Below are 22294 nucleotides of genomic sequence, written 5' to 3' on the forward strand. Positions count from 1 at the left end.
TTTTATAAACTTAATTTCTTAAGAAAAACCGATAATTCGTCGCCTTCGAGTTTACGATAACGACCAACTTCTAAGTCGTTTAGTTCAATGTTCATAATTCGAGTGCGAATCAGACGAATAACTTCATAACCACAAGCGACCACCATGCGACGAACTTGGTGTTTTTTGCCTTCAGTTAAAATGATGGTTATTTCTTTATCGCTGGTTTTAGTGGCCTGAGCTGGTTTAGTTTTATAATTTTCAATCCTGATTCCACCTGAAAGTTTCTTGATGGCTTCTGGATCAACGGTTTTGTTAATAGTTACAACATATTCCTTTTCGTGATTCTTGTCGGGATTAAGGAGGGCGTCAGTAATCCGGCCATCGTTGGTTAAAATAATCAAACCAGAAGAATTTTTATCTAGTCGGCCGATTGGAAAGATGTCTCGGGGAAGGGCTAGGCTTTTACGGATATCTACCTCTTTTTCGTCAGAACTGTTGGTGGCGATGCCGACAGGTTTGTGATAGGCGAGGTAAGTATAGGTTTTTTCCGTGACTTTTTTATGTAATACAACCTTGTCTCCTTCGTTGACTTCATCGCCAAGCTGGGCTAAGCGACCATTAAGTTTAACTAAACCTTGTTTGATTAGTTCATCTGCCCCTCGACGAGTGGCCATTTTCTGCTCTGCTAGATATTTGTTGATACGCATAGGTGTTCTTCATGCTACAATAGTAAGTGATGTTTAGCAAAGTTTTCTATTTTCTAGATCGGCTCATCCTAGGCACTGTCAAAAAGATCAGTGTACCTCTAGCTCGTTTTTCTTTGTTTGTGGTGTTCTTCTGGTTTGGGGCTTTGAAGGTATTTGGCATGAGTCCAGCTAATCCGTTAGTAGCCCAACTCTTAACTAAAACTCTACCTTTCATCTCATTTGAGCAATTTATTATTGCTTTTGGTGTTTATGAGATGGTTATTGGCATTTTCTTTCTGTTGCCTCGTTATGAACGAATCGCTATTTTCTTATTAATACCGCATTTGGTCACAACTTGCTTACCTTTGTTTTTATTACCAACAGTGACTTGGACTAGACCCTTAGTGCCAACCATGGAAGGTCAGTACATCATTAAAAATTTGGCCATTATTGCGACCGCCTTAGCCTTAGCTTCAAGACTACATCCTCATTACCGTAACTAGTTTTACAAGGTCTCTATCTTTGAGGCCACAATAAAATCGTTTTTAGATAGTCCACCAATAGCGTGGGTGGTGAGATTAATGGTTACTTTTTTGTAGTCGTGCAAGTTAATATCTGGGTGATGGTTTTCGGTCTCAGCTAAGATCCCAACTTGATTAACGAAAGCCAGAGCTTCTTTGAAGTTAGTAAAAACAAATTCTTTAGTTATATTTTTTCCATCGACAATATTCCACCCATTTTCCAGTTGGCTAAGAAGAGGTTTATACAGCGTTTCCGTTAAAGGTAACATACCACCTTCACAGGGTAGACAGTGCTCATTGGTTAGATTGTTGGTCATATTAACTAAATGGCCTCGTCAGCTAGGCGTGTGTAAATCTCGACCAAACTGAAAAAGAAGCTCAAGACAACTGGCCCTAGAAGAAAACCGATCGGACCAAAGACTGACAAACCACCTAAAACAGAAATTAAAATCAAGAAAGGATGCACTTTCATACCCCGCTCAATCAAAAATGGTCGAATAAAGTTATCAATAGTTCCCACTATTAAGATAGACCAAATAGCTAGGCCAATAGCAGCCCAGGTGTGGCCAGCAAAATATAGAAAAACAGCAGCGGGAAGCATAATGATTGAAGGGCCAACACCTGGTATTAAAGCGGCGATAACCGAAGCGCTACCTAATAGAAAAGCTTCTGGTACTCGGAAGATAAACAGACCAATGGTGGTGATGATACCTTGGATGAGGGCCACTAACAGAGATCCTAAGACGACAGAATGAACGGTCGCTTCAAATCGTTTAATAATAGACTCACTGTCGTCCTTACTTAGAGGACTAAGTTTGTATAAAGCTTTTTTAAATTTACTACCGTCTTTAATTAAATAAAATAGCGCAAATAAAAAGACTAGTAAATTTACAGCTAAACTAATAGCGCTAGAAAAAAGTTGATTAAGATTATCAGTAATCCAGGTGGTAAATTTCTGGCGAATGGGTTCTAAATCAAAAGCCTTGTTCTCTAGACCGGGGATGTACCCAGTGATTTGTTTGGTTATTTCACTAGTAGTGTTTTTAACAGATTGACCACCGTCTGGGCCTAGATAATTTTGGTAGACATCTTGAGCTTGATTGAAAATTTGAGTACCAATAATACCTGTTGGAACCAGGATGAGGGCGACAATAATCAAAAAAGTGGTCGTGGTGGATAGGATAGGTTTTGAGCTAAATCGACGGTCAACCCAGCGGTATAAAGGTCGCGAGACAATAGCAAAAGTTAGGGCCAGAAACAGTCCAGGGAAAAATGGTTTAAAAATAAAGAGGACAGAGGCTAGGGCTAAAGCTAAAGCGGTAAAAAATGATACAGTTTGGATACGGTTTTTAATCATCATCTAATTGTATCTATTTTTTGTTATACTACAAGTTATGAACGAGAAACTATTTATACCTGTTTTGTTGGGAACTAGTCGGCCTGGTCGTCGTAGTGAAGCGGTGGCTAAGTTTGTAGTTGAAGAAACTGAGGCTTATGGGTTTGAGACTGACTTGCTTGATATTAAAGATTTTTCAATTGGTAATACAATTGAGCTGACGGAGACTACTAATAGATGGCGAGAAATAATGACCAAAGCTGATGGTTTAATTATTGTGGCTCCAGAATATAATCATGGTTATTCTGGAGAACTAAAAATGTTACTTGATTTGGCTTATCAAGAATATAATCGTAAACCGCTGGGTATTTGCGGAGTCTCGACTGGACCACTAGGTGGATCAAGAATGGTAGAGCAGTTACGCTTGGTAGCTGTCGAGCTGCAGATGGTGCCGATTAGGAATGCGGTTTATTTTTCTTTGGTCCAAGATATTATAGGTGAAGATGGACGAGTTAAGGATCCGGATAACTGGCGAAAGAAATTAGGAACTGTTTTAGATGAGATGAAGTGGTATGGTCAAGTTTTGAAAGAGGGAAGGAATAAAAATAAATAATCTCAACCAAAAAATCCGGCTTAAGCCGGATTTTTTGGTTGAGAAGTTTTAAATTTAGGCGAATGATTCGTCTACTGCCTGTTTGACATCAACTCCGTCGGCACGGCCTGATAATTCTTTCATAATTACGCCAACAAATTGACCAGCTTTAGATTTATCGGTCATACCTAGCTCGGCTTTTTTTGCCTCGACTACTTTTTTAATTTCTTCCAAACTCATCATGGCTGGTAAGTAAGTCTCAAGAATAGCTAATTCTACTTTCTCATCATCAGCTAATTCTGGTCGGCCACCAGCGATAAATTGGTCAATGGAATCTTTTCGTTGTTTAGAGGTACGCTTGATAACTGCTAAGACCTCCTCATCGGTTAGTAGGTCGGTCGGGGTTTTACCTTTAGCGACAGCTTCGTTAGTAAAAGCGCTGACTAAGCCACGAACCACTGTCAATTTGACCTGGTCTTTAGCTTTCATGGCTTCTTTAATTTCATTTTTGATTTGCTCGTGTAGGGACATGGTATTTAAAGTTAACGATTATAAAGATATTGTGGCATAAAAAGGGTCTTTAGAAAAGGGAAGTCCCGGAGCGACGCAGATGGCGCGCTCCGGGACAGGTCACCATTGGTGGTGACATTTTTTGCAATATTTCAAGACACTTCGATTGTGGTCGGTACCGATCGGTTTAATCTTTGTTTTGTCGGAGTTCCCGCAATTCGGGCAGGAACCGAAAACCAGAGATTTAATACCTAGGCGCAGACCTTTCCAGCTTTGACGGAGTTGCATCATCACCACTTCAATGTCCATGGCTAGTGCTCCTTTCTGGCTCTGTTATTAATCATAGACCTATTTAAGCTATAAAGACAATGGGTAAGCAAAAATTAGAAAATCATATATACTTTCCATATGTCAGATCTAGACTATAAATTCACTGAAGAATATAAGCGTTTAAATACTCACCAAAAGGAGGCGGTGGACACTATTGAAGGTCCGGTGATGGTGGTGGCTGGTCCAGGGACAGGTAAAACTCAAATTTTAACCTTACGCATTGCCAATATTCTCAAACAAACCGATACCGCCCCGGCTAATATTTTAGCCTTAACCTTTACTGAAAGCGCGGCGGCCAATATGCGGAAACGTTTAGCGACTATTGTTGGTAGTCGAGCCTACCAGGTGGTGATTAGTACTTTTCATGGTTTTTGTAATGACGTGATCAAAAATTATCCAGAAGAATTCCCGCGAATTATTGGTTCGACTAATATTACGGAGATTGATCAAATAAAAATCATCGAAGAGTTACTGAACAAGTTGCCGTTGAAAATTTTGCGACCATTTGGTGATCCGCTGTTGTATGTGAAGCCAATCTTGTCATCGATTAATGAATTAAAACGAGAAGGTTTGAGTCCAGCTGAGTTTACTCAGATTGTGGTTAAAAAAGATAAATCGTTTGATCAAATTCCTGACTTGCGCCACGAGAAAGGAGCTCATAAAGGTAAAGTGAAATCAATGTACGAAAAGTTGCGTCGGCAGATTGATAAAAATTTGGAATTGGCCGACGTTTATGCTGGTTACGAAGCGGAACTGACTAAACGTAAATTTTATGATTACAGTGACATGATCATGGAAGTGTTGCGGGAATTGCGAACCAATCAGACTTTGCTCTCTAGTCTCCAAGAAGAACATCAATACATTTTGGTGGATGAACATCAAGATACCAACAATGCCCAAAATAAAGTCTTGGAATTAATCGCTAGCTTTCATGACTATCCCAACTTGTTTGTGGTGGGGGACGAAAAGCAAGCTGTCTTTCGTTTTCAGGGAGCATCGCTAGAAAATTTTTATTATTTCAAACACCGTTTTCCAGAAGCTAAATTAATAGTCTTGGAAGATAATTACCGTTCGACACAGGCGATTCTTGACCAGGCTCATTCACTGCTACCTGGTCAGGCGGAGTTGAAGGCTAACACGGGTCACTTAGCCGAATCTATCAAAGTAGCTGTCTGTTCGTCGCCCTTATCGGAGTTGTATTTTGTGGCTTCGTCCGTCAAATATCAGATTGCGTCCGGGGTTGAGCCGTCAGAGATAGCTGTTTTGTATCGAGACAATCGAGACGCTTTTCCTATTGCTAACGTACTTGATAAATTGGGGGTGTCTTGTGTGATTGAATCTGATGACAATTTACTCGCCGATATTGATATTCGGAAGTTGCTGATTTTATTTAAAGCTATTTATTATTTTGATAATGATGAAGCTTTGGCTCAAGCTCTACATTTAGACTTCTTGGGAGTAGAACCAATTGACGCTTATGGTTTGATCAGACAAGCTAGTCAATCAAAACAATCTTTGATTTCTTTGGTAGGCGGAAAGTTTCCAACCTTAGCCAAACAACTGTCCGATTGGAATGTGGCGAGCCATAATTTGGAATTACTACCACTCGTGGAGAAAGTTTTGAAAGAATCAAAGTTGCTAGACAGGCTAGTCACCAGCAGTACGGCTCGAAAACGGCTAGAGACCATTGGTGCTTTATTTAATACTATGTCTGATTTGGTGGCGAGCCATCCGGAAGCGGGGCTAGAAGATTTCCTCGAATTTATCGAAACGGTCAACAAACATCAAGTGTTATTGAAAAATAAAAGTCGAGCAAGTGTGGTTGGCAAGGTACGCCTGATGACTGTCCATCGGTCCAAAGGTTTGGAGTTTCAATCGGTCTTTATTATTGGCGCTTATGACGGTCACTTTGGTGGTCGGAGTAGTCGCGACAAATTGAAGTTATTGTCCGAAATATATCAGTTGGTTGATAGAGACAAAGAAGGGGGTGAAGAGGACGACAAAGATACTGGTGATGAACGACGCTTGTTTTATGTAGCCTTAACTAGAGCTAAGCAATTGGTCACCATTAGTTTGTCGGCGATTAGTGATAGTGGTCGTGAACAGGTGCCAAGTCAGTTTATTGCCGAACTGAAGCCTGAGTTAATAGAATATGTTGATACAAGTGGTTTGACTGACAAGTTAGCTGAAGTTCGAGAAACTTTGCTTAGCCCGACTCCAGCCAAGGAGAGTGACCTAAAGGATCGGGAATATATTGCTGGTTTGTTTCGTGATCAGGGTTTGTCGGTCACAGCTTTAAATAACTACCTGGCTTGTCCATGGCAATACTTTTATCGTAATCTCATTCGTTTGCCAGCGGTGCCGACCAAGCATCAGGCTTATGGTATTGCGGTTCACGCGGCCCTCAGAGACGCCTTCAAGCATGCCAAGGAGCGAGATATTACCAAAGAGTCACTCTTGGCTAGTTTTGAGAAGTATCTTCGTCAGGAGCCGTTAACGGAAAAGGATTTGGTGGAGACCTTGGCAAAAGGTTTGGAATCACTTAGTGGGTGGTTTGATACTTATCACCAAAGTTGGAATATTAATGTGTTGACCGAGTTTAATATTAAAGGAGTGGAGTTAACTTCAGATATTAAATTGGTGGGAATGCTCGATAAAATAGAGTTTACAGGGGATGGTGCTGATGTAAATGTAGCAGATTATAAAACTGGCAAGCCAAAAAGCCGGAATGATTTGATGGGCGCGACTCGTGATGCGGATGGAAATTATTACCGCCAGTTGGTGTTTTATAAAATCCTGTTAGATTTATTTGAGGATGGAAAGTATAAGATGATGTCTGGGGAAATAGATTTCGTGGAGCCAAATGATACGGGGAAGTATAAAAAAGAAAAGTTTGAGATTCCAGATAATGATGTGATTGAATTGACTGATACGATTAAAAAAGTGGCGGATGAAATTATTAATCTAAAGTTTTGGGATAAAACTTGTGATGATAAGGATTGTGAATACTGTGCCTTGCGACGGCTAATGACAGACGCTAACTAAAGCAATTTTGGAGCACGGATATTTTCTTGCTAGAAAATTCCTCAAGTCTCGATCCGTCGATCTTCCGAAGTCTCCAAAATTGCTTTAGTTTGCTTAACTTAAAAAATAAAAAAACAAAACCCGCCCCACGAACGCAAGGCGGGAATCGTCTTGGTTGCGGGCGGGGTTAGGTGATTGGTTTAGGGATTCTTCTTTTCCCTGTCTGCTTCACCATATCGAGTATCACTTCCCAGGTGTACAGATCATTTGTGTGCTGAACGCCGTGCTCAAGCCTCTCAAGGGCCCTTAGCTGATTCACATTTTCTTGCGGAAAGTGATCCAGTTCGGCTTTTAAGATGCGTGCATCTCGGGCCAGGTCAGCTTTTTCTCTTTCTAGCTTCTCCAAACGTTTCGCCCGTTTGGCGACTTGTTCGTTCTTCGCTTCCTTGAGAATCAGACACAATAACAGCATACAGGTGACCATAACGCCGAGGCAGATGGTGATAATCACTTCCGGAGTGCTCATATGAGACCTCTCTTTTTGTTCAGGTTTATAATTATAAAATTGGCCACATAGCCAATCTATCTAATCATTATTATGACATATATTTATATAAAATGCAAGTTCTATCGAGTATCTTTGAGAGTAAGACTTGGATAGAGACCTAAAAGTGTCACAACACCTAGAGCGAAGAATATGGTTTGGTAGTTGTCGGTGTTAAGGAAAATTAAAGCAAAAGCTGGGGCGGCTATATAAGCTAAAGGTGAAAGGTTTCTCGAGAAGCTAAGGATGGGGGCGTCGTTCCCGTCAATTCGTTTGAAAAGAGCTGTTTCTTTCATAATCTCGATGGTGGCGGCACCCACTCGAGTTAGAAAAAGTAGCCCTGCCCAGAGCCACATATATTTCGTCTGCAAAGTTGATATTAAAATAGTGGCGACACCGGCAATCATAAAGCCAGTCGCCAAGAGTTCTCGTTCACCCAACCACTTGTCGGCTATTTTACCGAGTGGGTATTCAATGATAACAAATGGAATTAACATGATGGTGAAAATAAAACCGATTTCTGTCCAAGAAAAACCAATTTGTTCATGAAGGAGTAGTGGTAAATAAATCACCATGACTGCGTAGAAGAAGTTTAGTAAAAAATCGGTTGTGAGAATTTTGCGAAGAGCTCGATCTTTGGCGGTGTTTAATTTGCCCAATCGGGCCAATAGGTCTTGGATGGTGCTGGTTGGGTCACACACTGTTCGTTCGGGTAAAACCTTACCAATAATGATCATGAAAGGCACCATTAAAATCGCGGAAATAAAATACAATAAATAAAATCTTTCGGTTGGACCCAAGATGGTGCTAGCAATGATAGGAGAAGCGAGCCAAGCTAGGTTGATGATAGTCATAAAGACGCCACGGATACCACCAGTGTCTTTGTTGTCAGAGATTGTTTCTAGATAAAGATCGGTGTTATAACGGGCGACTTGAGTGAGGGCGTAGTAGGAGATAAAACCCAAGATCGAAAATAAAACCAGAGGGGATTGCCAGACAATGAGGAGTAGTCCACCAATACTGAGGCTGGAAATAATAACGGTTGATAATTTGATTCCTAGTCGACACAGGATCTTAGGTATTAGTAGGGTTAAAATAATCGTAGTAATAGAGCCTAAACTATAAATTAACCCAACTTTATTTTCGGGTACTAAAGTAGCTAAATAGGAGGAGTTGATGTAGGAAGTCAGAGAAGCGGTCAGAGTTAAAAAAAAGACCGCTACATAGGTGATAATGCGAAGTTGTTTGGCTGAAGCGTTTACGAGCATGGGTTAATTATACTGGAAGAGTGGTAATTTAAAAACCCGCCGATCGGCGGGTTTTTAAATTAAACTTCAATTAAGACAGGAAGAATGATTGGTCGTTTGTGAGTTTTTTGGAAGAGGTATCTACCCAAGTCTTCTCGAACGGAATTTTTGAGATAATCAAAATTAATTGGGTGCATTTTACTGGTGGCGTCTTCAATTGTTTTTTTAGTTAAGCCACGAACTTGGTGAAGGAGATCTTGAGATTCTTTTAGATAAACAAAGCCACGAGAAATAATGTCTGGTGATTTGCGAACCTTACCAGTTTTTACATCAATAATGGCGATGACCACAAACATACCGTCTTGTGACAAGACCTGTCGATCACGAATGACTACTTCTTGAACATTGTCGTTGCCTAAACCGTCAACCATTACTAAGCGACTAGAAGCTGTTTCCTTGCGAGGGATCATTTTGGTTCCACCTTCAATGATTTCTACAATCATGCCGTTGTCTGGTACAACAATATTTTTCTCAGGCATACCTAGTGAAATGGCTAAATCTTCGTGAACGCGCAACATGTAATGACTGCCGTGTACTGGCATGAAGAACTTCGGCTTAATCATTTTGTGAATCCAGGCCATTTCACCACTGTAAGAGTGGCCAGATGAGTGGACGTTGGCGATACCATAGTGAATGATCTTAGCTCCAAGGCGAGCTAAGTTGTCTTTCAATCGATCAACACTTTTTTCATTACCAGGAATAACAGATGAAGATAGTAAGACAGTGTCTCCCTTTTTCAATTTGAAAGTACGGTGTTCTTTATTGGAGATACGCATTAAAGCAGCAAACTCGTCACCTTGAGCGCCGGTAGCCAAGACTACTAGACGATCGTCGGGATAATCCCCAATACTTTCTGAGGGGATAATAGTATCTTTGTTTACTTTAAGAATACCGAGTTCTTTAGCGATCTCGATATTATTTTTCATCGAACGTCCTTCGACGGCGACTTTTTTGCCCAATTCTTCAGCGGACTGAACAACTGAGATGATGCGATCAAATAAAGAAGCAAAAGTCCCAATAACTATTCGGCCGGGCACGTTGCGGATGATTTCTTTTAGGTTGGCGTGGACTTCTTTTTCTGGATAAGAGAATCCTTCCTTGGTGACGTTTGTGGAATCAGCGATAAGGAGTAGATTATTTTCCGCTCCGAGTTTAGTGTAGGTATCAATCTCAAATTGAGCTGGAACACCATCCTTATTTTCGATTTTTAAATCGCCAGTGAAAATGACATTACCATAAGGGGTTTCGACGATGACACCAAAACAGTCAGGAATAGTGTGAGTGGCCCCGAAGAAACGAATCTTAAGGTCTCCTAGTTGCAAACTCTCATGTTTTTCCACCAAACGAATATCTAGTTTGGGTAGATAAGGAAATTCTTCTTGACGCTTCTTAATCATAACTGAGGTCAATAGAGAAGTATAAAGTGGCGGATTGCCGAGTTTTGGCATGACATAAGGGATACCCCCGATGTGGTCAAGGTGGCCGTGAGTAATAATAACCGCTTTGATTTTGTGTTTATTATCTTCAACGTAAGTAGAGTCAGGAATAATGTAATCAATACCAGGAGTTTCTTCGCCAGGGAAAGCTAGACCGATGTCGATCACTAAAATGGTGTTATCAAATTCGATTGCGGTCATATTCTTACCGATTTCTTCTACCCCTCCAAGAGGAATAACCCGGATAACACCCGGGTCAATTGGTGGAATAATTTGTTTTTGACGATTATCGCTTTTCTCACCACCATCACCACTGTTGTGGGGTTGGCTATTACCGAAAGGTCGACGACGTGGGCCACCTGGTCGAGAGTTAGGTGGGCGTCTGGTTGGTCGACGATTGCCGGCTGGTTTTGGTTTATTGGTGTCAGGACTTGGGACGGTGGCCGGAACTGCTGTTTGGTTGCTATCTGTTGTTTCCATAAATGTTGTTCTAATTTAATAATTTTCTATTGTTTAATAATGTTGTTGTTGCTAGCAAATATTTTCCAAATACTCTCGGTGTTAATGAATGTTTTGTGTATCTCATTAAATCGATCGCTGGTAGTTTGGAGAGTATTTAGTTTTAGGTTTTTTAGTTCATCGGGTATCGCATAAATAAAATAAGGAGCATATAAGAAGATGGCGGGAATATCATTTTGAATTTCTTGGATAGCTTTATTTTGATCAATTTTACTTTGATCAGGATCTAAGGTGGTGCGAGAATTATCCAACCATTTGTCTACTTTAAGGTTTGTATATTGGGCAATATTTAAACCAGGATCTAAACGTTGAGATGAGTGCCAAAAAGCAAATAAGCCTTGATTTTGACTGACCACCTGACCAAATAGAAGAGCATCATATTTACGAGGTCTAATAGCTGTTTGTTGTAAGGTTCCAGTTTCAAAAACTTTTAACTCAACATCAACTCCAACTTTTTTCCAAGTATTTTGGATTATTTCGCCCGCTTTTTTTAACTCTGGTGTATCAGAAGTTGATAAGGACAAACTCAAAGTAGTTGTAGTTTTCTTTTTTGGGTCGGTTTTCTCGTAGATACCAGTGGAGGTATTTTTTTTCCAACCAGCTTGTTCTAAAATTGCCCGAGCTTGTTCAATTTTTTGGTTCTCGTTGTAATTGTCTTTAGGGGCTTGATTCGTTTGGGTGGGGCCGTTTAAAGGTAAGCCGTGACCCAGTAGAACTTTTGTGACTAGAGTGTCTTTATTGATAGCCGTGTCTAAAGCCAAGCGAACTTCTTTGTTGGCTAAAACGGGAGCTTGGTTTTGGTTAAAGAAAATAGCAAAAATACGAGGTAGGGGTGATTCCTCAACGCGAGCGTTTTTTAATTTTAAATTATTAGCCACTTCTGGACTGATCGCTGCCATCGAATTTATAGCACCAGTTTCGTAGGCTAACAAACGTTCAGTTTCGTTGGGATAAATATTTATGACAATGGAGATTCGTGGTTTACCTAGGGCAAAATTAGAAAAAGGCTCTAAGTTATAATATTGAGGAATACCAGTAGAATCTTTTTTCATCTTACTGATTAAGTAAGGTCCGGAACCAATCGGATTAGTATTTAAATCACTAAAAGGGAAATTGTCTGGGGTGACATCTGACCATAAATGTTTTGGTAAAATACCGATAGTTAAATTTTCCAGAAAACCAATATATGGTTGCTCTAGGACAAAAACAATTGTTTGAGCATCGGGTTTTTCTACAGAAACTCCCTGCCAGTTGGCCCGCCGAGGGCTTTTGATTAGAGGATCTTGAGCTTTGCTGATAGTAAATTCAATGTCGTCACTAGTTAGAGGTTGATCGTCATGCCAGGTCAAATCTGGCTTTAAAGTAAAGGTGTAACGTTTACCATCAGTTGAAACTTCGTATTTTTCTGCTAAATCAGTGGTTAGTGATCCATCAGCCTCCCTTCTTAGTAAACCAGAGTAGACTAAGTTGGTCATGTCTCGGTCGGTGTCGTAGGTGGCTAGAATCGGGTTAATAAATCTAAGTGGTCCGACCATGCCCTCTGTCATACTGCCACCACTGGTAGCAATTTGAGTCATGGAATTTTTGTTAGCTAAGATTAAACTAGAAACCAAGGTAATGGTGCCTATAATAGCGAGACAGAGTAAAAGTAGCTGTACTTTTTTAGGAAAAGAAACATAAGCAGCTTTTAATTCTAACTTATTAGGGATAGCTCGGGAGTTGGTTAACCAAGAGCTAATCTTGGCTTTAAACGCCACAAAAAGATCGTTCACGGAATATATTTAAGAGAGTCTAAAATTTGGTAAATTTAAAGATATAAGCAAAAACCGAATAGTATTATTGTAACTCAGGTTAGATGAACAATGCAAGGACAGCTGATCCAACAAACAGAATAGCAACAATAATAGTAGCGGTAAAAAAGGTTTTTTCTAGACCTCTTTTTTTGTGAAATGAACCAGCACTTTCTCCACCACCAAAGGCGGTACCTAGACTGGCGTCATTTTGTTGAAGTAAGACCAGACCTATTAAGACAATAGATAGTCCAACTTGAACATAGGGTAATATTGAACCTATAAGTTCCATGGGTTGGATGTTAGCACGGATTTCAGTCGGTGACAATATCTGTCTTGACGTAGGTCTCCCTTCTGGCAATATAAAGGAGTTAAGTTGGTCGCTTTTAAAAATTGTAACTTTTTAAACAAGATTGTATGAAAGGAATCAACATTAAGCCGTTAGGTGACCGAGTGTTGGTCTTACCTGAACGGGAAGAAAAGAATACAACTAAATCAGGGATTATTATCCCAGATACTATTGATAAAGAACGTCCGGAACAGGGAACGGTTATAGCTGTCGGTGATGGCTGGTTTACCGAAGATGGTGACTTGGTGCCATTGCGGATCAAGAAAGGTCAAACTGTTTTATTCTCTAAATATGGGCCTGACGAAATTAAATTTGAAGGTAAAGAATATTTTATTATTAAAGAGTCGAATATATTAGCAATAATCGAGTAGGGCGCTCGCTTAGATTTTAAATTAGAGCACGGATAAACTTTTGCTAAAGTTTTCCTCAGTCTCGGCTACCCGCCTGCGAAGTCTCTAATTTAAAACTAAGCTCGCTTAATTCTTAAATATCCGTAAATACCTATGGCTAAAAATGTAATTTTTAATGAAGAAGCTCGTCGCTCGCTGAAAGCGGGAATTGATAAGTTGTCACTAGCGGTCAAAATGACCCTCGGTCCTCGAGGTCGAGCAGTAGTGATTGAAAAAGCTTATGGCGCACCACAAGTCACTCTTGATGGTGTGACAGTGGCTAAGGAAATTGAATTTGAAGATCGATTTGAAAATCTAGGGGCTAGTTTGATCAAACAGGCAGCTGATAAAACTAACGATAATGTGGGTGATGGTACTACCACTTCCATTATCTTAGCTCAAGCTTTAATTGAAGAAGGAGAAAAAGCGGTTAGTGAAAGGGGAATGAATGTGATTCATTTAGCTGATGAGATTAAGCGTGGTGGTGAAGCGATCATTGCCGCCTTAGAAGATCAAGCTGAAGAAGTGAAAGATAATAAAATAAAAGAAGTAGCTACTTTGTCAGCCAAGGATGCGGAAATTGGGGAGTTGATTGCCGATGTTTTCAAAACTGTCGGTGAAGAAGCGGTGATTACGATCGAAGATTCCAACACAGTATCTAACTCTTCTGAGGTGGTGGAGGGGATGCAATTTGATAAGGGTTATATTGCACCCTACATGGTGACTAACATGGAGAAAATGGAAGCGGAATATACTGATCCGTACATCTTGATTACCGATAAGAAAATTTCTTCGATTAAAGAAATTTTGCCTTTGCTGGAAAAATTAGCTCAAAGTGGTAAAAAAGAATTAGTCATTATTGCTGAAGATGTTGATGGTGAAGCTTTGACTACTTTGATTGTCAACAAAGTGAGAGGTATTTTCAATGGCTTGGCGATTAAGGCGCCTGGGTTTGGTGACCGTCGCAAAGAAATGTTGGAAGATATTGCGGTTGTCACTGGCGGTCAAGTGATTTCAGAAACGGTGGGCTTGAAGTTGGAAGCGATCGAAGTATCGATGTTGGGCCGTGCTCGACGGATTATTTCTAGTAAAGACAATACTATTATTGTTGGTGGTAAAGGCAAGAAAGCTGATATTGAATCTCGAGTGGCTCAATTAAAACAGGCGATTGATCGAACAGAGTCAAAATATGATAAAGATAAATTGAAAGAACGATTAGGTAAACTCTCTGGTGGAGTGGCGGTGATCAAAGTCGGTGCCCCAACCGAGTCAGCGCAAAAAGAATTGAAGCAACGTGTTGAAGATGCGGTCGCGGCTACTCGAGCGGCGATGGAAGAAGGAGTGGTGCCGGGTGGTGGTATTGCCTTGTTTAATTCCTACTCAGCCCTCGATAGTATTAAAACCAAAGATGAAGCTGGACAATATGCACTCGAAATATTACGTAAAGTAGTTTACGCGCCAATCACGGCTATTATTGAAAATAGTGGGGAGACTAGCTCGGTAATTTTGGAAGAATTAAAAACCAAAAAAGACGAAGTGAAAGGTAAGACTGACAAGTTGTGGTTGGGTTTCAATGCTCGTACTAATACAATTGAAGATCTGAAGAAGGTTGGGATTGTTGATCCGTTGAAAGTGACTAAGACTGCTTTCACTAATGCTATTTCGGTGGCGACTAATTATCTAACTATTGGGGTGGCTATTACTGACATTCCTAAAGAAGAAAAAACTGCTGGTCCGGGAGGAATGGATTATTAAATTAAGGTCAAAAAAATCACCCAACTGGGTGATTTTTTTGTCTAGTGTGGTTTTTACCCTCTATGTTATTATTAATATTAAAGTTTGCTTAACAGTTTTTTAATTAATTTATGAAAAAATATCTAGTTGTTTTGTTGATGGTTACAGTTCTTGTTCCTGGTCAGATATTTGCTGTCACTTCGGCGACGGTTACAGTTGATACAATAGTTAGTGATTCCTCGGTAAATGAACAGGGGGTGGATGTAGGTTTTTGGGGAGGATTATTTGATCGTTTAAAAAGTTTTGTTACCGGTTTTGGTTTATTTAAAAATACTCAGCCGGTAGTGGAAGAAAAACAGACAGAGAATTCTGGGGATGTGGTTAAAGATCCTTCTGGCCAGGATACAAAAACTGCGAATAAGGTTGTTGTAAAGACAGATGGCAATATGAGTCCTAACGGCCGGCCAAGTACTGTTTCTTTTAAAACAAATGTTACTAATCAAGTGGTGGGTTCTGGTCAGATTAAAACAGAGGTGGTTATTCCTAAAGTTGAATCAGTTGTATCTGTTAAACCGTTTGCTAAAAAAATTAATTTAACATCTCCTACTTCAGGGTCATCTTTTAATGCCACTGAAGATCCGATGACAATTTCCTGGAATTACAGTGGTATTAAAGATGAAACAACAATTAATATATCACTGGTTTTTGGATCAAATACTGATGACGGTGTTACCCTCTGTCGAGTTACCCCAGTTGAGGGTATAAGAATATCGGCTAAAGAATTTACTATTAAGTCTAATGGTTATAATTGTTTCCCAAACAATGACGGAGGTGATCCTTTGAAGACCTCAGGTGAATACAGGATTGCTTTTATATCAGAAGACTTTGCTGGTCAATACGATAGAGGGATCATTTATGGAAGTGGGACTTTTAAAATAAATGTAGCCAATTAGTAGTTATTTAACGCTTTTAAACCACCACCTTGGCCCTAGGGCCAAGGTGGTGGTTTTGGTTAGAGGGATATGCTAAAATTGGAGCTAGAAATTATTCGTTTAATTAACTTTATTATGATTATTTTATACGTGTTAATTGGAGTAGTGGTAGTGATTGGTCTGTGGTTTGCCTTGTCTTACAACGGTTTTATTAGTCTGGTCAACCGAACCAAAGAAGCTTGGTCTGACATTGAGGTTCAAATGAAGCGTCGTTATGATTTGATCCCTAACTTGATCAATACCGTTAAGGGTTATGCTTCACACGAAAGTGCCACTTTTGAAAAGATTACCCAAGCTCGTTCTCAAGCAATGCAAGCGGGAACAGTCGCTGAACACGCTCAAGCGGAAAATATGTTAACCGGGGCGCTTAAGTCACTCTTTGCTGTATCGGAAGCTTATCCAGATTTGAAAGCGAATGCTAACTTCCTAGAACTACAGCGAGAATTGTCTGACACCGAAAACAAAATCCAAGCTGCTCGTCGTTTCTACAACGGCAATGTTCGTGATCTAAACACTAAAATTGAATCTTTCCCATCTAACTTTATTGCTAACATCTTTAAGTTTACCGCTCGAGAATTCTTCGAATTAGATGAATCTGAACAAGCAGCGAAACAACCAGTGGAAGTAAAGTTCTAAATGTTGGTTAGGCTAGTAAAATACATAACAATTCCGGCCCTAGTTTTTTTTCTAGTGCCGGTTTTGGTTTTTGGCCAGAGTAATCGATCATATTTCTATGATCAGATTGTGGTCGACATTCAAACCAATAAAGATTCTACGGTCGATATAACCGAACGACAGACATATCATTTTAACGGAGAATATCACCAAGGTTGGAGATCCATTCCTTTAAAAGGATTTAGTAGTATTACTGATGTTGTGGTTAGCAATTCTGATGCCCCGCTTAAATATTCTTCTCGGCGACTCAATAAGCTTGATCCGGCTAGTTGGGGTCACTACACTTACTTCAAAGATGAAAACGGTTTTAATATCGAATGGTATTTTGGTCCCAATGATGTTCCTGAGTGGACACTCTCCTATAAAGTGCATGGAGCGATTAGTTTTCTAAAAGACAAAGACGAACTATATTGGAATATTTTTAGTGATTATTCTGTACCAGTCGACTCCCTGGAAGTTCATGTTTTTCCTCCAGACGAAGCGCTGGCAGCTAATCAAATACAGTCAACGGTTTATACATCCTCTGTTCCATACCAGTCTTGGCCAGAAGTTTATAAAGATTCTACCTCTGGCATAAAGTTGGCTGGGTTAACTATGCAGCTCCATGATGCTCCCCCTTATGAAAAGGTGACTGTTGCTGTCGGTTGGCCCAAAGAGATTGTTGACCAAGGGGCTTTTTGGAGGTGGTGGCTAGGTGATAATATTTTGGCAATTGTTATGGGGGTATTAATAATTTTGAATATGATAGGTTGGTTTGGGTATTGGTATTTTACTGAACGTTTTCGCAAAGGGACTGGAACCATTATTCCGCAATATGAACCGGCTTTAAATTTAAGACCAGCTGAGGTGGAGGTGGTGATGAAAGAAAGTGTTACCGCAGTTGGTTGGTCAGCGACCGTTGTGGATTTAGCGGTGAGGGGATTTCTTTTGATTAAAGAAGATAAAACCAGAATTCCAAAATTTATTAAATGGGCTTACAGCTTGTTTTTTATAGGTATTTTTATTTTCTTAGGCTCTGGTTTTGTGGGAGCTCTTTCAAGTCATCAAACAACGAATATTGGATTTATGGCAGTGTTTTCCTTTTTTATAATAGGTTCTTTTATAGTTGGCCTAAGTAAGTTTTCAAAAAAAGATTATTTGGTTGAAAAAACTAATAAAGATAACTCCACCCTACTATCTTACGAGAGAGAATTTATTAACATTTTGTGTGGTTCTACTAGTTACGTTTTTTCAACCAGAGAACTTAGGACTAATGAATCTATGGCTAAGAAGATTTATGAGAGAATGAAAAAAAATGAAGTAGACTTATATAGTATTCTTGATAAAGATAACAATCTATATAGTAACAATTTAGCTAAAGAAAAAAAGGGTCAAGTCGTCTTTTTGTTTATGGTCATGGGTAGTTTTTTCGTCATCTGGTTAGGGAGTTTTTTCAGTCCGGTGTCTGATTTTATTTTGAAATATTTCGGTGTAGAGTTCTTAACTTTACCAATACTAGTTGTTGTATTTTTGTTGTTAACATTGGTAAACATTTGGTATTTTTTAATTAAATACGAAGCACGTTTGTCGGATAAAGGTAATAAAGCCAAAGAAGATTTACTTGGGTTTAAGTTGTATCTAAAAACAGCTGAACGTTATCGGTTGCAAAATCTGACGCCAGATTTGTTTGAAAAGTTTTTACCATACGCCATGGTGTTTGGAGTTGAGAAAGAGTGGGGTAAAGCCTTTGCTTCACTCAGTGTTCCACCTCCATCTTGGTATAGTGGTGCCTATGGAGGGGCTACAATGGGATCTTCTTCAATAAGTAGTTCCGGATTTTCCGCTGGGGCCTTCTCGTCTTCTTTTTCTTCTAGTTTCTCATCGGCTTTTTCTAGTTCTGGAGCTAGTGGTGGTTCGGGTGGGGGTGGTTCTGCTGGTGGCGGTGGAGGAGGAGGTGGAGGTGGGGCTAGTTAGACCTTGAAACCATTTTTTTAATTGTTACAATACACTGATTATGGCTACCCTATACACCCAACAAGCATCTAATGTCAGAAAAACTTGGCTCCTGGTCTCGATTTTTTTGGTGGTAATTATTGGTCTTGGTTGGGGATTTAGTTACTTCTACAATAATCCGATAATTCTATATGGAGCGGTAATAGGTAGTGTTTTAATGAACATTGTTAGTTTTTGGTATTCCGACAAAATTGTTTTGTCGATGTCTGGAGCGAAGCCGGCCACTCGGGAAGAATATTTCGACTTGTACACCGTGACCGAAAACTTAGCCATCACCGCTGGTCTCCCAACTCCCAAACTGTATGTCATCACTGATCCAGCTCCCAACGCTTTTGCGACTGGCCGTAACAAAGATCACTCCGCTGTCGCTGTCACAACCGGTTTACTAGAAAGACTTGATCGAACTGAGCTGGAAGGAGTGATTGCTCACGAATTGGCTCATGTTGGTAATCGCGATATTTTATTGCAAACGGTGGTGGTGATTTTGGTTGGTTTCGTGGCTTTATTGTCAGACTTCTTTTTGCGATCGATGGTGTTCGGTCGCGGGAGTGATGAAAGAGATTGTCGTTTGGGAATGATAATTACTATCATTGGTTTTGCTCTAGCCATCCTGTCACCGATTATAGCTACCCTTATTCAGTTAGCGATCTCTCGTAAACGAGAATTTTTGGCGGACGCGACCGGGGCTTTACTAACTCGTTATCCAGAAGGTTTAGCATCAGCTTTGGAAAAAATATCTGCCTATGGAGCTCCAATGCAGCGAGCTAGTGATGCGACCGCTCACATGTTCATCGCTAACCCATTTGGAGGTAAAAGTGTAGGCGGTTTGCATAAGTTATTTATGACTCATCCACCAGCTGAAGAGAGGGTTAAGGCTTTACGAGAGCTTAGTGTATAATATTGACCATGATTGAAAACGAACCACAACTAGACGTGCCAGAATCAGAAGATAACTTTAGTCATGAACATGTGGCTGAATTATTGGCTCGATTGGTTGATATTGTAGTTGAAGTTGATAAGCCTGGTGTTCAAAACTTTAAGATTGAAGATTTTGGTGACGACGATGTGGTTGTTCTCGAAAAGTTTATAGCTTGGTTTGATGGTAATAAACAAGCTCTAACCAAAGAGGATATTGATTTTTATATAAAAGCGAGGGATATTTCTGAAAAAACATTAGTCGATGGTCCAAATCCAAACTTGGTAGTCAAACGAGTTTTGGCTAATATCATAATCAACAAAACTCCAGAAATCTGGATGTAATCATGTCCATTTTTCAAGAAATAAAAAATAGTTTATACAATCCTGGCTATTATCAAGACTTAATTGAGAAGCCTTTTTCTCATTCGGTTAAATATTATTGTGCTTTAACTTTGGTATTAGGAATTATTGTGACAATGATTGGGTCAGTTTTAATTGTTCCAGCTTTTAATGTGGTGGTCTGGGGAGTGAAAGAGGTGGTCTTGTCTGTTTATCCTGATGATCTGAAAATTTCAGTAGAAAGTGGTTTGGTTAAGACCAATGTTCAAGAGCCATTTGTGATTGCGATCCCAGAAAAGTATCGAGCAGAAGCTGGTGGCAAGAAAAATTTACTAGTCATCGATACTTCAACCACAACCAGTCCAGAAAAACTGAAATCATACGAGACGGTCGCCCTTTTAGCCAAAGATTCTATTATTTACGAAAGCGGAGTTGATGGTCAATCTGATGTTCAGTCTTTTGATTCAGATTTGAGTTTTAAATTAGATAAAGAGGGAATTGGTCGTTTTTTCAATGAGATTGAACCGTATTATAAGTTTCTAACTCCAATTTTAGTGCTTGGTTTATTTATGTTGGTGGTGTTGATTATGGTGGGTACTATGTTGTACTTACTTTTGGTAGCCTTACTGGTTTGGATTTTGGCCGCTTTAAACAAGTGGGATATTAGTTATCTGAAGGCTTATCAAATGAGTCTTCACTTTGCCACTTTGGGTTTTGTGGTAGCCTTAATTAGTATCCTCGTTTTACCTGGAGGTAGTGCTCTTATTCTGTTCACTGCCACTCTGGTTTTGTTAGCCTTGGTGACTTTTAAGGTAGGTAATGACGAGTCAAAACCAGAAGTGGAGGTCAACTAGCTTCTTGAGTCCAGGTCTGTAATTTGCTATATCAGTAGAGTTGAATAGGAGGGTTCGCATAGCGGTCTAGTGCGCACGCTTGGAAAGCGTGTGAGGTGTCAAAGCCTCCGAGAGTTCGAATCTCTCACCCTCCGCAAATTAAGGAGCCCGCTCTAGGCGGGCGACTATAATTTGCGCGAGTACCGAGGTACTCCGAGGTGCTTCCGCAACAAAATAAACTTTAGCTGGTGTGGCTTTTATGCAGCGATGGGGAAGTTTGTTAATTTTTAAAATGGGTTATTATTAACAGTAATTATGATTAAATTATCTTCGCTGTTGATTGGGGTGTCCGATCTCCACAAAGCTCGACCTTTTTATGAACAGGTGTTTGGGATAAAGTTTGATGAGTTTCGACCACCCTTTGCTAGTTTTCACCTGGGTGGGGTGGAGTTTAATGTAGAAGAGAATACTCCTACTCGTTCGGCGAATTGGGCAGAAACTCATATTGGGACGAGAAAACAATTTTCTTTTCAGGTTGATGATCTAGAAGTATTTTTAAAACACGCCGAGCAGGCTGGTGCCACTATTGTCGTACAGCCAGAAATAAAGCCGTGGGGCTGGAAAGAGGCGATTATCGCTGACCCTGACCAAAATGAGTTTCTAATTGAGCAGGAGATCCTTTAGGATAAAATCAAAAAGTCGTCCAGATTTCCCTTTTTGACCCTTTTTGCTATAGTGGTTTTATATGGAAATACTAAAACAACAATCAAAAAAAGAGCGAGATGAACAAAAAGCTAATAATCGGGCAGTAGTTAGGGTTATTTTCTGGATTCTGGTTATTTTAGCTATTGGTGGGTCTGTGTTTGCGACGGCTAAATTAGCCAAGATGAGTAAGAATTCAGAAGTGGCTGGAGGAACCGTTTCTCAGGTTGGACCGACTGATCATACTATTGGCAACGCCAGTTCCTCTTTAGTGTTAGTGGAATACTCTGATTTTCAGTGTCCAGCTTGTAAGGCTTATTCGCCGATAGTGAAAGAATTGGTAGCTACTTACAAAGACGATATGTTGTTTGTTTATCGTCACTTCCCTTTGTATCAGATTCACCTAAACGCTAGGATAACAGCTCAAGCCACTGAAGCGGCTAATAATCAAGGTAAATTTTGGGAGATGCATGATATTTTGTTTGCTAACCAGGCTGAGTGGTCCAGCAAGAGTCCTAGTAATATTGAAGTAGTTTTAGCTCAATATGCAGGCCAGATTGGTTTAGATGTTGAGAAATTTAAAGCTGATTTGAATTCAGTAGCCGCGAAAGATCGGGTGGCAGCTGATTTGGCTAGTGGAATGAAAGCCCAAGTGGGTGGGACCCCAACCTTTTTTCTTAACGGTAGAATGTTAGACCATGAAGAAATCAGTACTGATCAAAAATTTAAAGCGTTAATAGATAAAGCTTTAGCCGACATTAATAGTAATCAAGCTACTTCCACGGTTGAATAAA

The 22294-nt window shown here is 39.9% G+C and carries 22 protein-coding genes and 1 tRNA gene; 14 read left to right on the forward strand and 9 right to left on the reverse strand.

The features are described 5' to 3' along the window. Positions 1-2: 2 nt before the first annotated feature. Positions 3-689, reverse strand: a complete 687-nt coding sequence (locus K8Q91_00740) for an rRNA pseudouridine synthase (protein ID MCE9628513.1) — start codon at positions 687-689, stop codon at positions 3-5. Between the two features lie 29 nt (positions 690-718). Here K8Q91_00740 and K8Q91_00745 point away from each other — a divergent pair, with 29 nt between their 5' ends. Continuing rightward, positions 719-1171, forward strand: a complete 453-nt coding sequence (locus K8Q91_00745; GenBank protein MCE9628514.1) for a hypothetical protein — start codon at positions 719-721, stop codon at positions 1169-1171. Positions 1172-1173: 2 nt separating this feature from the next. On the opposite strand, the gene K8Q91_00750 is transcribed toward K8Q91_00745, so the two are convergent. Together K8Q91_00750 and K8Q91_00755 are read right to left on the reverse strand one after the other, a co-directional pair. After that, positions 1174-1506, reverse strand: coding sequence for a 4a-hydroxytetrahydrobiopterin dehydratase (locus tag K8Q91_00750; GenBank protein ID MCE9628515.1), 333 nt, complete (start codon positions 1504-1506; stop codon positions 1174-1176). A gap of 5 nt (positions 1507-1511) precedes the next feature. Continuing rightward, positions 1512-2549, reverse strand: coding sequence for an AI-2E family transporter (locus K8Q91_00755; GenBank protein MCE9628516.1), 1038 nt, complete (start codon positions 2547-2549; stop codon positions 1512-1514). A 34-nt stretch (positions 2550-2583) separates the two neighbouring features. On the opposite strand from K8Q91_00755, the gene K8Q91_00760 reads away from it, so the two are divergent. Beyond that, positions 2584-3138, forward strand: coding sequence for an NAD(P)H-dependent oxidoreductase (locus K8Q91_00760; protein MCE9628517.1), 555 nt, complete (start codon positions 2584-2586; stop codon positions 3136-3138). 54 nt (positions 3139-3192) lie between these two features. Here K8Q91_00760 and K8Q91_00765 read toward each other — a convergent pair whose 3' ends face one another. After that, a complete protein-coding gene (locus K8Q91_00765; protein MCE9628518.1) occupies positions 3193-3648 on the reverse strand; it encodes a GatB/YqeY domain-containing protein in 456 nt (151 codons plus the stop codon). 387 nt (positions 3649-4035) lie between these two features. Here K8Q91_00765 and K8Q91_00770 point away from each other — a divergent pair, with 387 nt between their 5' ends. Then, the gene (locus tag K8Q91_00770) at positions 4036-7002 is read left to right on the forward strand and encodes an ATP-dependent helicase (protein MCE9628519.1); all 2967 of its coding nucleotides are present in this window, start codon (positions 4036-4038) and stop codon (positions 7000-7002) included. A gap of 166 nt (positions 7003-7168) precedes the next feature. Here the strand turns inward: K8Q91_00770 and K8Q91_00775 are convergent, their stop codons facing one another. The 5 genes from K8Q91_00775 to secG all read right to left on the reverse strand — a co-directional run bounded on the left by K8Q91_00775 (position 7169) and on the right by secG (position 12869). Further along, entirely contained in the window at positions 7169-7507 is a 339-nt protein-coding gene (locus tag K8Q91_00775) for a hypothetical protein (GenBank protein ID MCE9628520.1), read from the reverse strand. A gap of 101 nt (positions 7508-7608) precedes the next feature. Then, positions 7609-8793 carry an MFS transporter gene (locus tag K8Q91_00780; protein MCE9628521.1) on the reverse strand — a complete coding sequence of 395 codons (1185 nt, stop codon included), beginning with the start codon at positions 8791-8793 and terminating at the stop codon, positions 7609-7611. 59 nt (positions 8794-8852) lie between these two features. After that, positions 8853-10748 (reverse strand): ribonuclease J, encoded by a 1896-nt coding sequence (locus K8Q91_00785; GenBank protein ID MCE9628522.1) that lies wholly within the window; start codon positions 10746-10748, stop codon positions 8853-8855. 26 nt (positions 10749-10774) lie between these two features. Further along, positions 10775-12559 carry a hypothetical protein gene (locus tag K8Q91_00790; protein ID MCE9628523.1) on the reverse strand — a complete coding sequence of 595 codons (1785 nt, stop codon included), beginning with the start codon at positions 12557-12559 and terminating at the stop codon, positions 10775-10777. Between the two features lie 79 nt (positions 12560-12638). Continuing rightward, complete coding sequence (gene secG, locus K8Q91_00795) at positions 12639-12869, reverse strand: preprotein translocase subunit SecG (GenBank protein ID MCE9628524.1); 231 nt, start codon at positions 12867-12869, stop codon at positions 12639-12641. Positions 12870-12994: 125 nt separating this feature from the next. Between secG and K8Q91_00800 the strand changes: the two genes are divergently transcribed. From K8Q91_00800 to K8Q91_00850, 11 genes are all read left to right on the forward strand, one after another. Then, positions 12995-13297, forward strand: a complete 303-nt coding sequence (locus K8Q91_00800) for a co-chaperone GroES (GenBank protein ID MCE9628525.1) — start codon at positions 12995-12997, stop codon at positions 13295-13297. Positions 13298-13429: 132 nt separating this feature from the next. Next, the gene (gene groL, locus K8Q91_00805; GenBank protein MCE9628526.1) at positions 13430-15070 is read left to right on the forward strand and encodes a chaperonin GroEL; all 1641 of its coding nucleotides are present in this window, start codon (positions 13430-13432) and stop codon (positions 15068-15070) included. 110 nt (positions 15071-15180) lie between these two features. Further along, positions 15181-16002, forward strand: a complete 822-nt coding sequence (locus tag K8Q91_00810; GenBank protein MCE9628527.1) for a hypothetical protein — start codon at positions 15181-15183, stop codon at positions 16000-16002. A 114-nt stretch (positions 16003-16116) separates the two neighbouring features. Next, positions 16117-16677 (forward strand): LemA family protein, encoded by a 561-nt coding sequence (locus K8Q91_00815; GenBank protein ID MCE9628528.1) that lies wholly within the window; start codon positions 16117-16119, stop codon positions 16675-16677. Beyond that, positions 16678-18669 (forward strand): DUF2207 domain-containing protein, encoded by a 1992-nt coding sequence (locus K8Q91_00820; GenBank protein ID MCE9628529.1) that lies wholly within the window; start codon positions 16678-16680, stop codon positions 18667-18669. It abuts the gene before it with no gap. A gap of 40 nt (positions 18670-18709) precedes the next feature. Continuing rightward, the gene (locus K8Q91_00825) at positions 18710-19606 is read left to right on the forward strand and encodes a M48 family metallopeptidase (GenBank protein ID MCE9628530.1); all 897 of its coding nucleotides are present in this window, start codon (positions 18710-18712) and stop codon (positions 19604-19606) included. A gap of 8 nt (positions 19607-19614) precedes the next feature. Beyond that, complete coding sequence (locus K8Q91_00830) at positions 19615-19968, forward strand: hypothetical protein (GenBank protein MCE9628531.1); 354 nt, start codon at positions 19615-19617, stop codon at positions 19966-19968. A 2-nt stretch (positions 19969-19970) separates the two neighbouring features. Then, positions 19971-20819: a DUF1189 domain-containing protein gene (locus K8Q91_00835; GenBank protein MCE9628532.1), complete on the forward strand. Its 849-nt coding sequence runs from the start codon at positions 19971-19973 to the stop codon at positions 20817-20819. Between the two features lie 47 nt (positions 20820-20866). Continuing rightward, a tRNA-Ser gene (locus K8Q91_00840) sits at positions 20867-20953 on the forward strand. A gap of 160 nt (positions 20954-21113) precedes the next feature. Next, entirely contained in the window at positions 21114-21482 is a 369-nt protein-coding gene (locus K8Q91_00845) for a VOC family protein (GenBank protein ID MCE9628533.1), read from the forward strand. A 61-nt stretch (positions 21483-21543) separates the two neighbouring features. Beyond that, positions 21544-22293, forward strand: coding sequence for a DsbA family protein (locus K8Q91_00850; protein MCE9628534.1), 750 nt, complete (start codon positions 21544-21546; stop codon positions 22291-22293). Position 22294: the final 1 nt, after the last annotated feature.

This window comes from Candidatus Vogelbacteria bacterium (assembly GCA_021414225.1).
Lineage (GTDB): Bacteria > Patescibacteriota > Minisyncoccia > Phycocordibacterales > XYD1-FULL-46-19 > JAIOOX01.

What these genes read in the sequence shown, in the direction of transcription:
- K8Q91_00825 (MCE9628530.1), top strand. Translation starts at nt 18,710, where the DNA reads ATGGCTACCCTATACACCCAACAAGCATCTAATGTCAGAAAAACTTGG.
- K8Q91_00835 (MCE9628532.1), top strand. Translation starts at nt 19,971, where the DNA reads ATGTCCATTTTTCAAGAAATAAAAAATAGTTTATACAATCCTGGCTAT.
- K8Q91_00815 (MCE9628528.1), top strand. Translation starts at nt 16,117, where the DNA reads ATGATTATTTTATACGTGTTAATTGGAGTAGTGGTAGTGATTGGTCTG.
- K8Q91_00775 (MCE9628520.1), bottom strand. Translation starts at nt 7,507, where the DNA reads ATGAGCACTCCGGAAGTGATTATCACCATCTGCCTCGGCGTTATGGTC.
- K8Q91_00810 (MCE9628527.1), top strand. Translation starts at nt 15,181, where the DNA reads ATGAAAAAATATCTAGTTGTTTTGTTGATGGTTACAGTTCTTGTTCCT.
- secG (MCE9628524.1), bottom strand. Translation starts at nt 12,869, where the DNA reads ATGGAACTTATAGGTTCAATATTACCCTATGTTCAAGTTGGACTATCT.
- K8Q91_00800 (MCE9628525.1), top strand. Translation starts at nt 12,995, where the DNA reads ATGAAAGGAATCAACATTAAGCCGTTAGGTGACCGAGTGTTGGTCTTA.
- K8Q91_00755 (MCE9628516.1), bottom strand. Translation starts at nt 2,549, where the DNA reads ATGATGATTAAAAACCGTATCCAAACTGTATCATTTTTTACCGCTTTA.
- K8Q91_00760 (MCE9628517.1), top strand. Translation starts at nt 2,584, where the DNA reads ATGAACGAGAAACTATTTATACCTGTTTTGTTGGGAACTAGTCGGCCT.
- K8Q91_00770 (MCE9628519.1), top strand. Translation starts at nt 4,036, where the DNA reads ATGTCAGATCTAGACTATAAATTCACTGAAGAATATAAGCGTTTAAAT.
- K8Q91_00780 (MCE9628521.1), bottom strand. Translation starts at nt 8,793, where the DNA reads ATGCTCGTAAACGCTTCAGCCAAACAACTTCGCATTATCACCTATGTA.
- K8Q91_00850 (MCE9628534.1), top strand. Translation starts at nt 21,544, where the DNA reads ATGGAAATACTAAAACAACAATCAAAAAAAGAGCGAGATGAACAAAAA.
- K8Q91_00820 (MCE9628529.1), top strand. Translation starts at nt 16,678, where the DNA reads ATGTTGGTTAGGCTAGTAAAATACATAACAATTCCGGCCCTAGTTTTT.
- groL (MCE9628526.1), top strand. Translation starts at nt 13,430, where the DNA reads ATGGCTAAAAATGTAATTTTTAATGAAGAAGCTCGTCGCTCGCTGAAA.
- K8Q91_00845 (MCE9628533.1), top strand. Translation starts at nt 21,114, where the DNA reads ATGATTAAATTATCTTCGCTGTTGATTGGGGTGTCCGATCTCCACAAA.
- K8Q91_00830 (MCE9628531.1), top strand. Translation starts at nt 19,615, where the DNA reads ATGATTGAAAACGAACCACAACTAGACGTGCCAGAATCAGAAGATAAC.
- K8Q91_00750 (MCE9628515.1), bottom strand. Translation starts at nt 1,506, where the DNA reads ATGACCAACAATCTAACCAATGAGCACTGTCTACCCTGTGAAGGTGGT.
- K8Q91_00765 (MCE9628518.1), bottom strand. Translation starts at nt 3,648, where the DNA reads ATGTCCCTACACGAGCAAATCAAAAATGAAATTAAAGAAGCCATGAAA.
- K8Q91_00785 (MCE9628522.1), bottom strand. Translation starts at nt 10,748, where the DNA reads ATGGAAACAACAGATAGCAACCAAACAGCAGTTCCGGCCACCGTCCCA.
- K8Q91_00745 (MCE9628514.1), top strand. Translation starts at nt 719, where the DNA reads ATGTTTAGCAAAGTTTTCTATTTTCTAGATCGGCTCATCCTAGGCACT.
- K8Q91_00740 (MCE9628513.1), bottom strand. Translation starts at nt 689, where the DNA reads ATGCGTATCAACAAATATCTAGCAGAGCAGAAAATGGCCACTCGTCGA.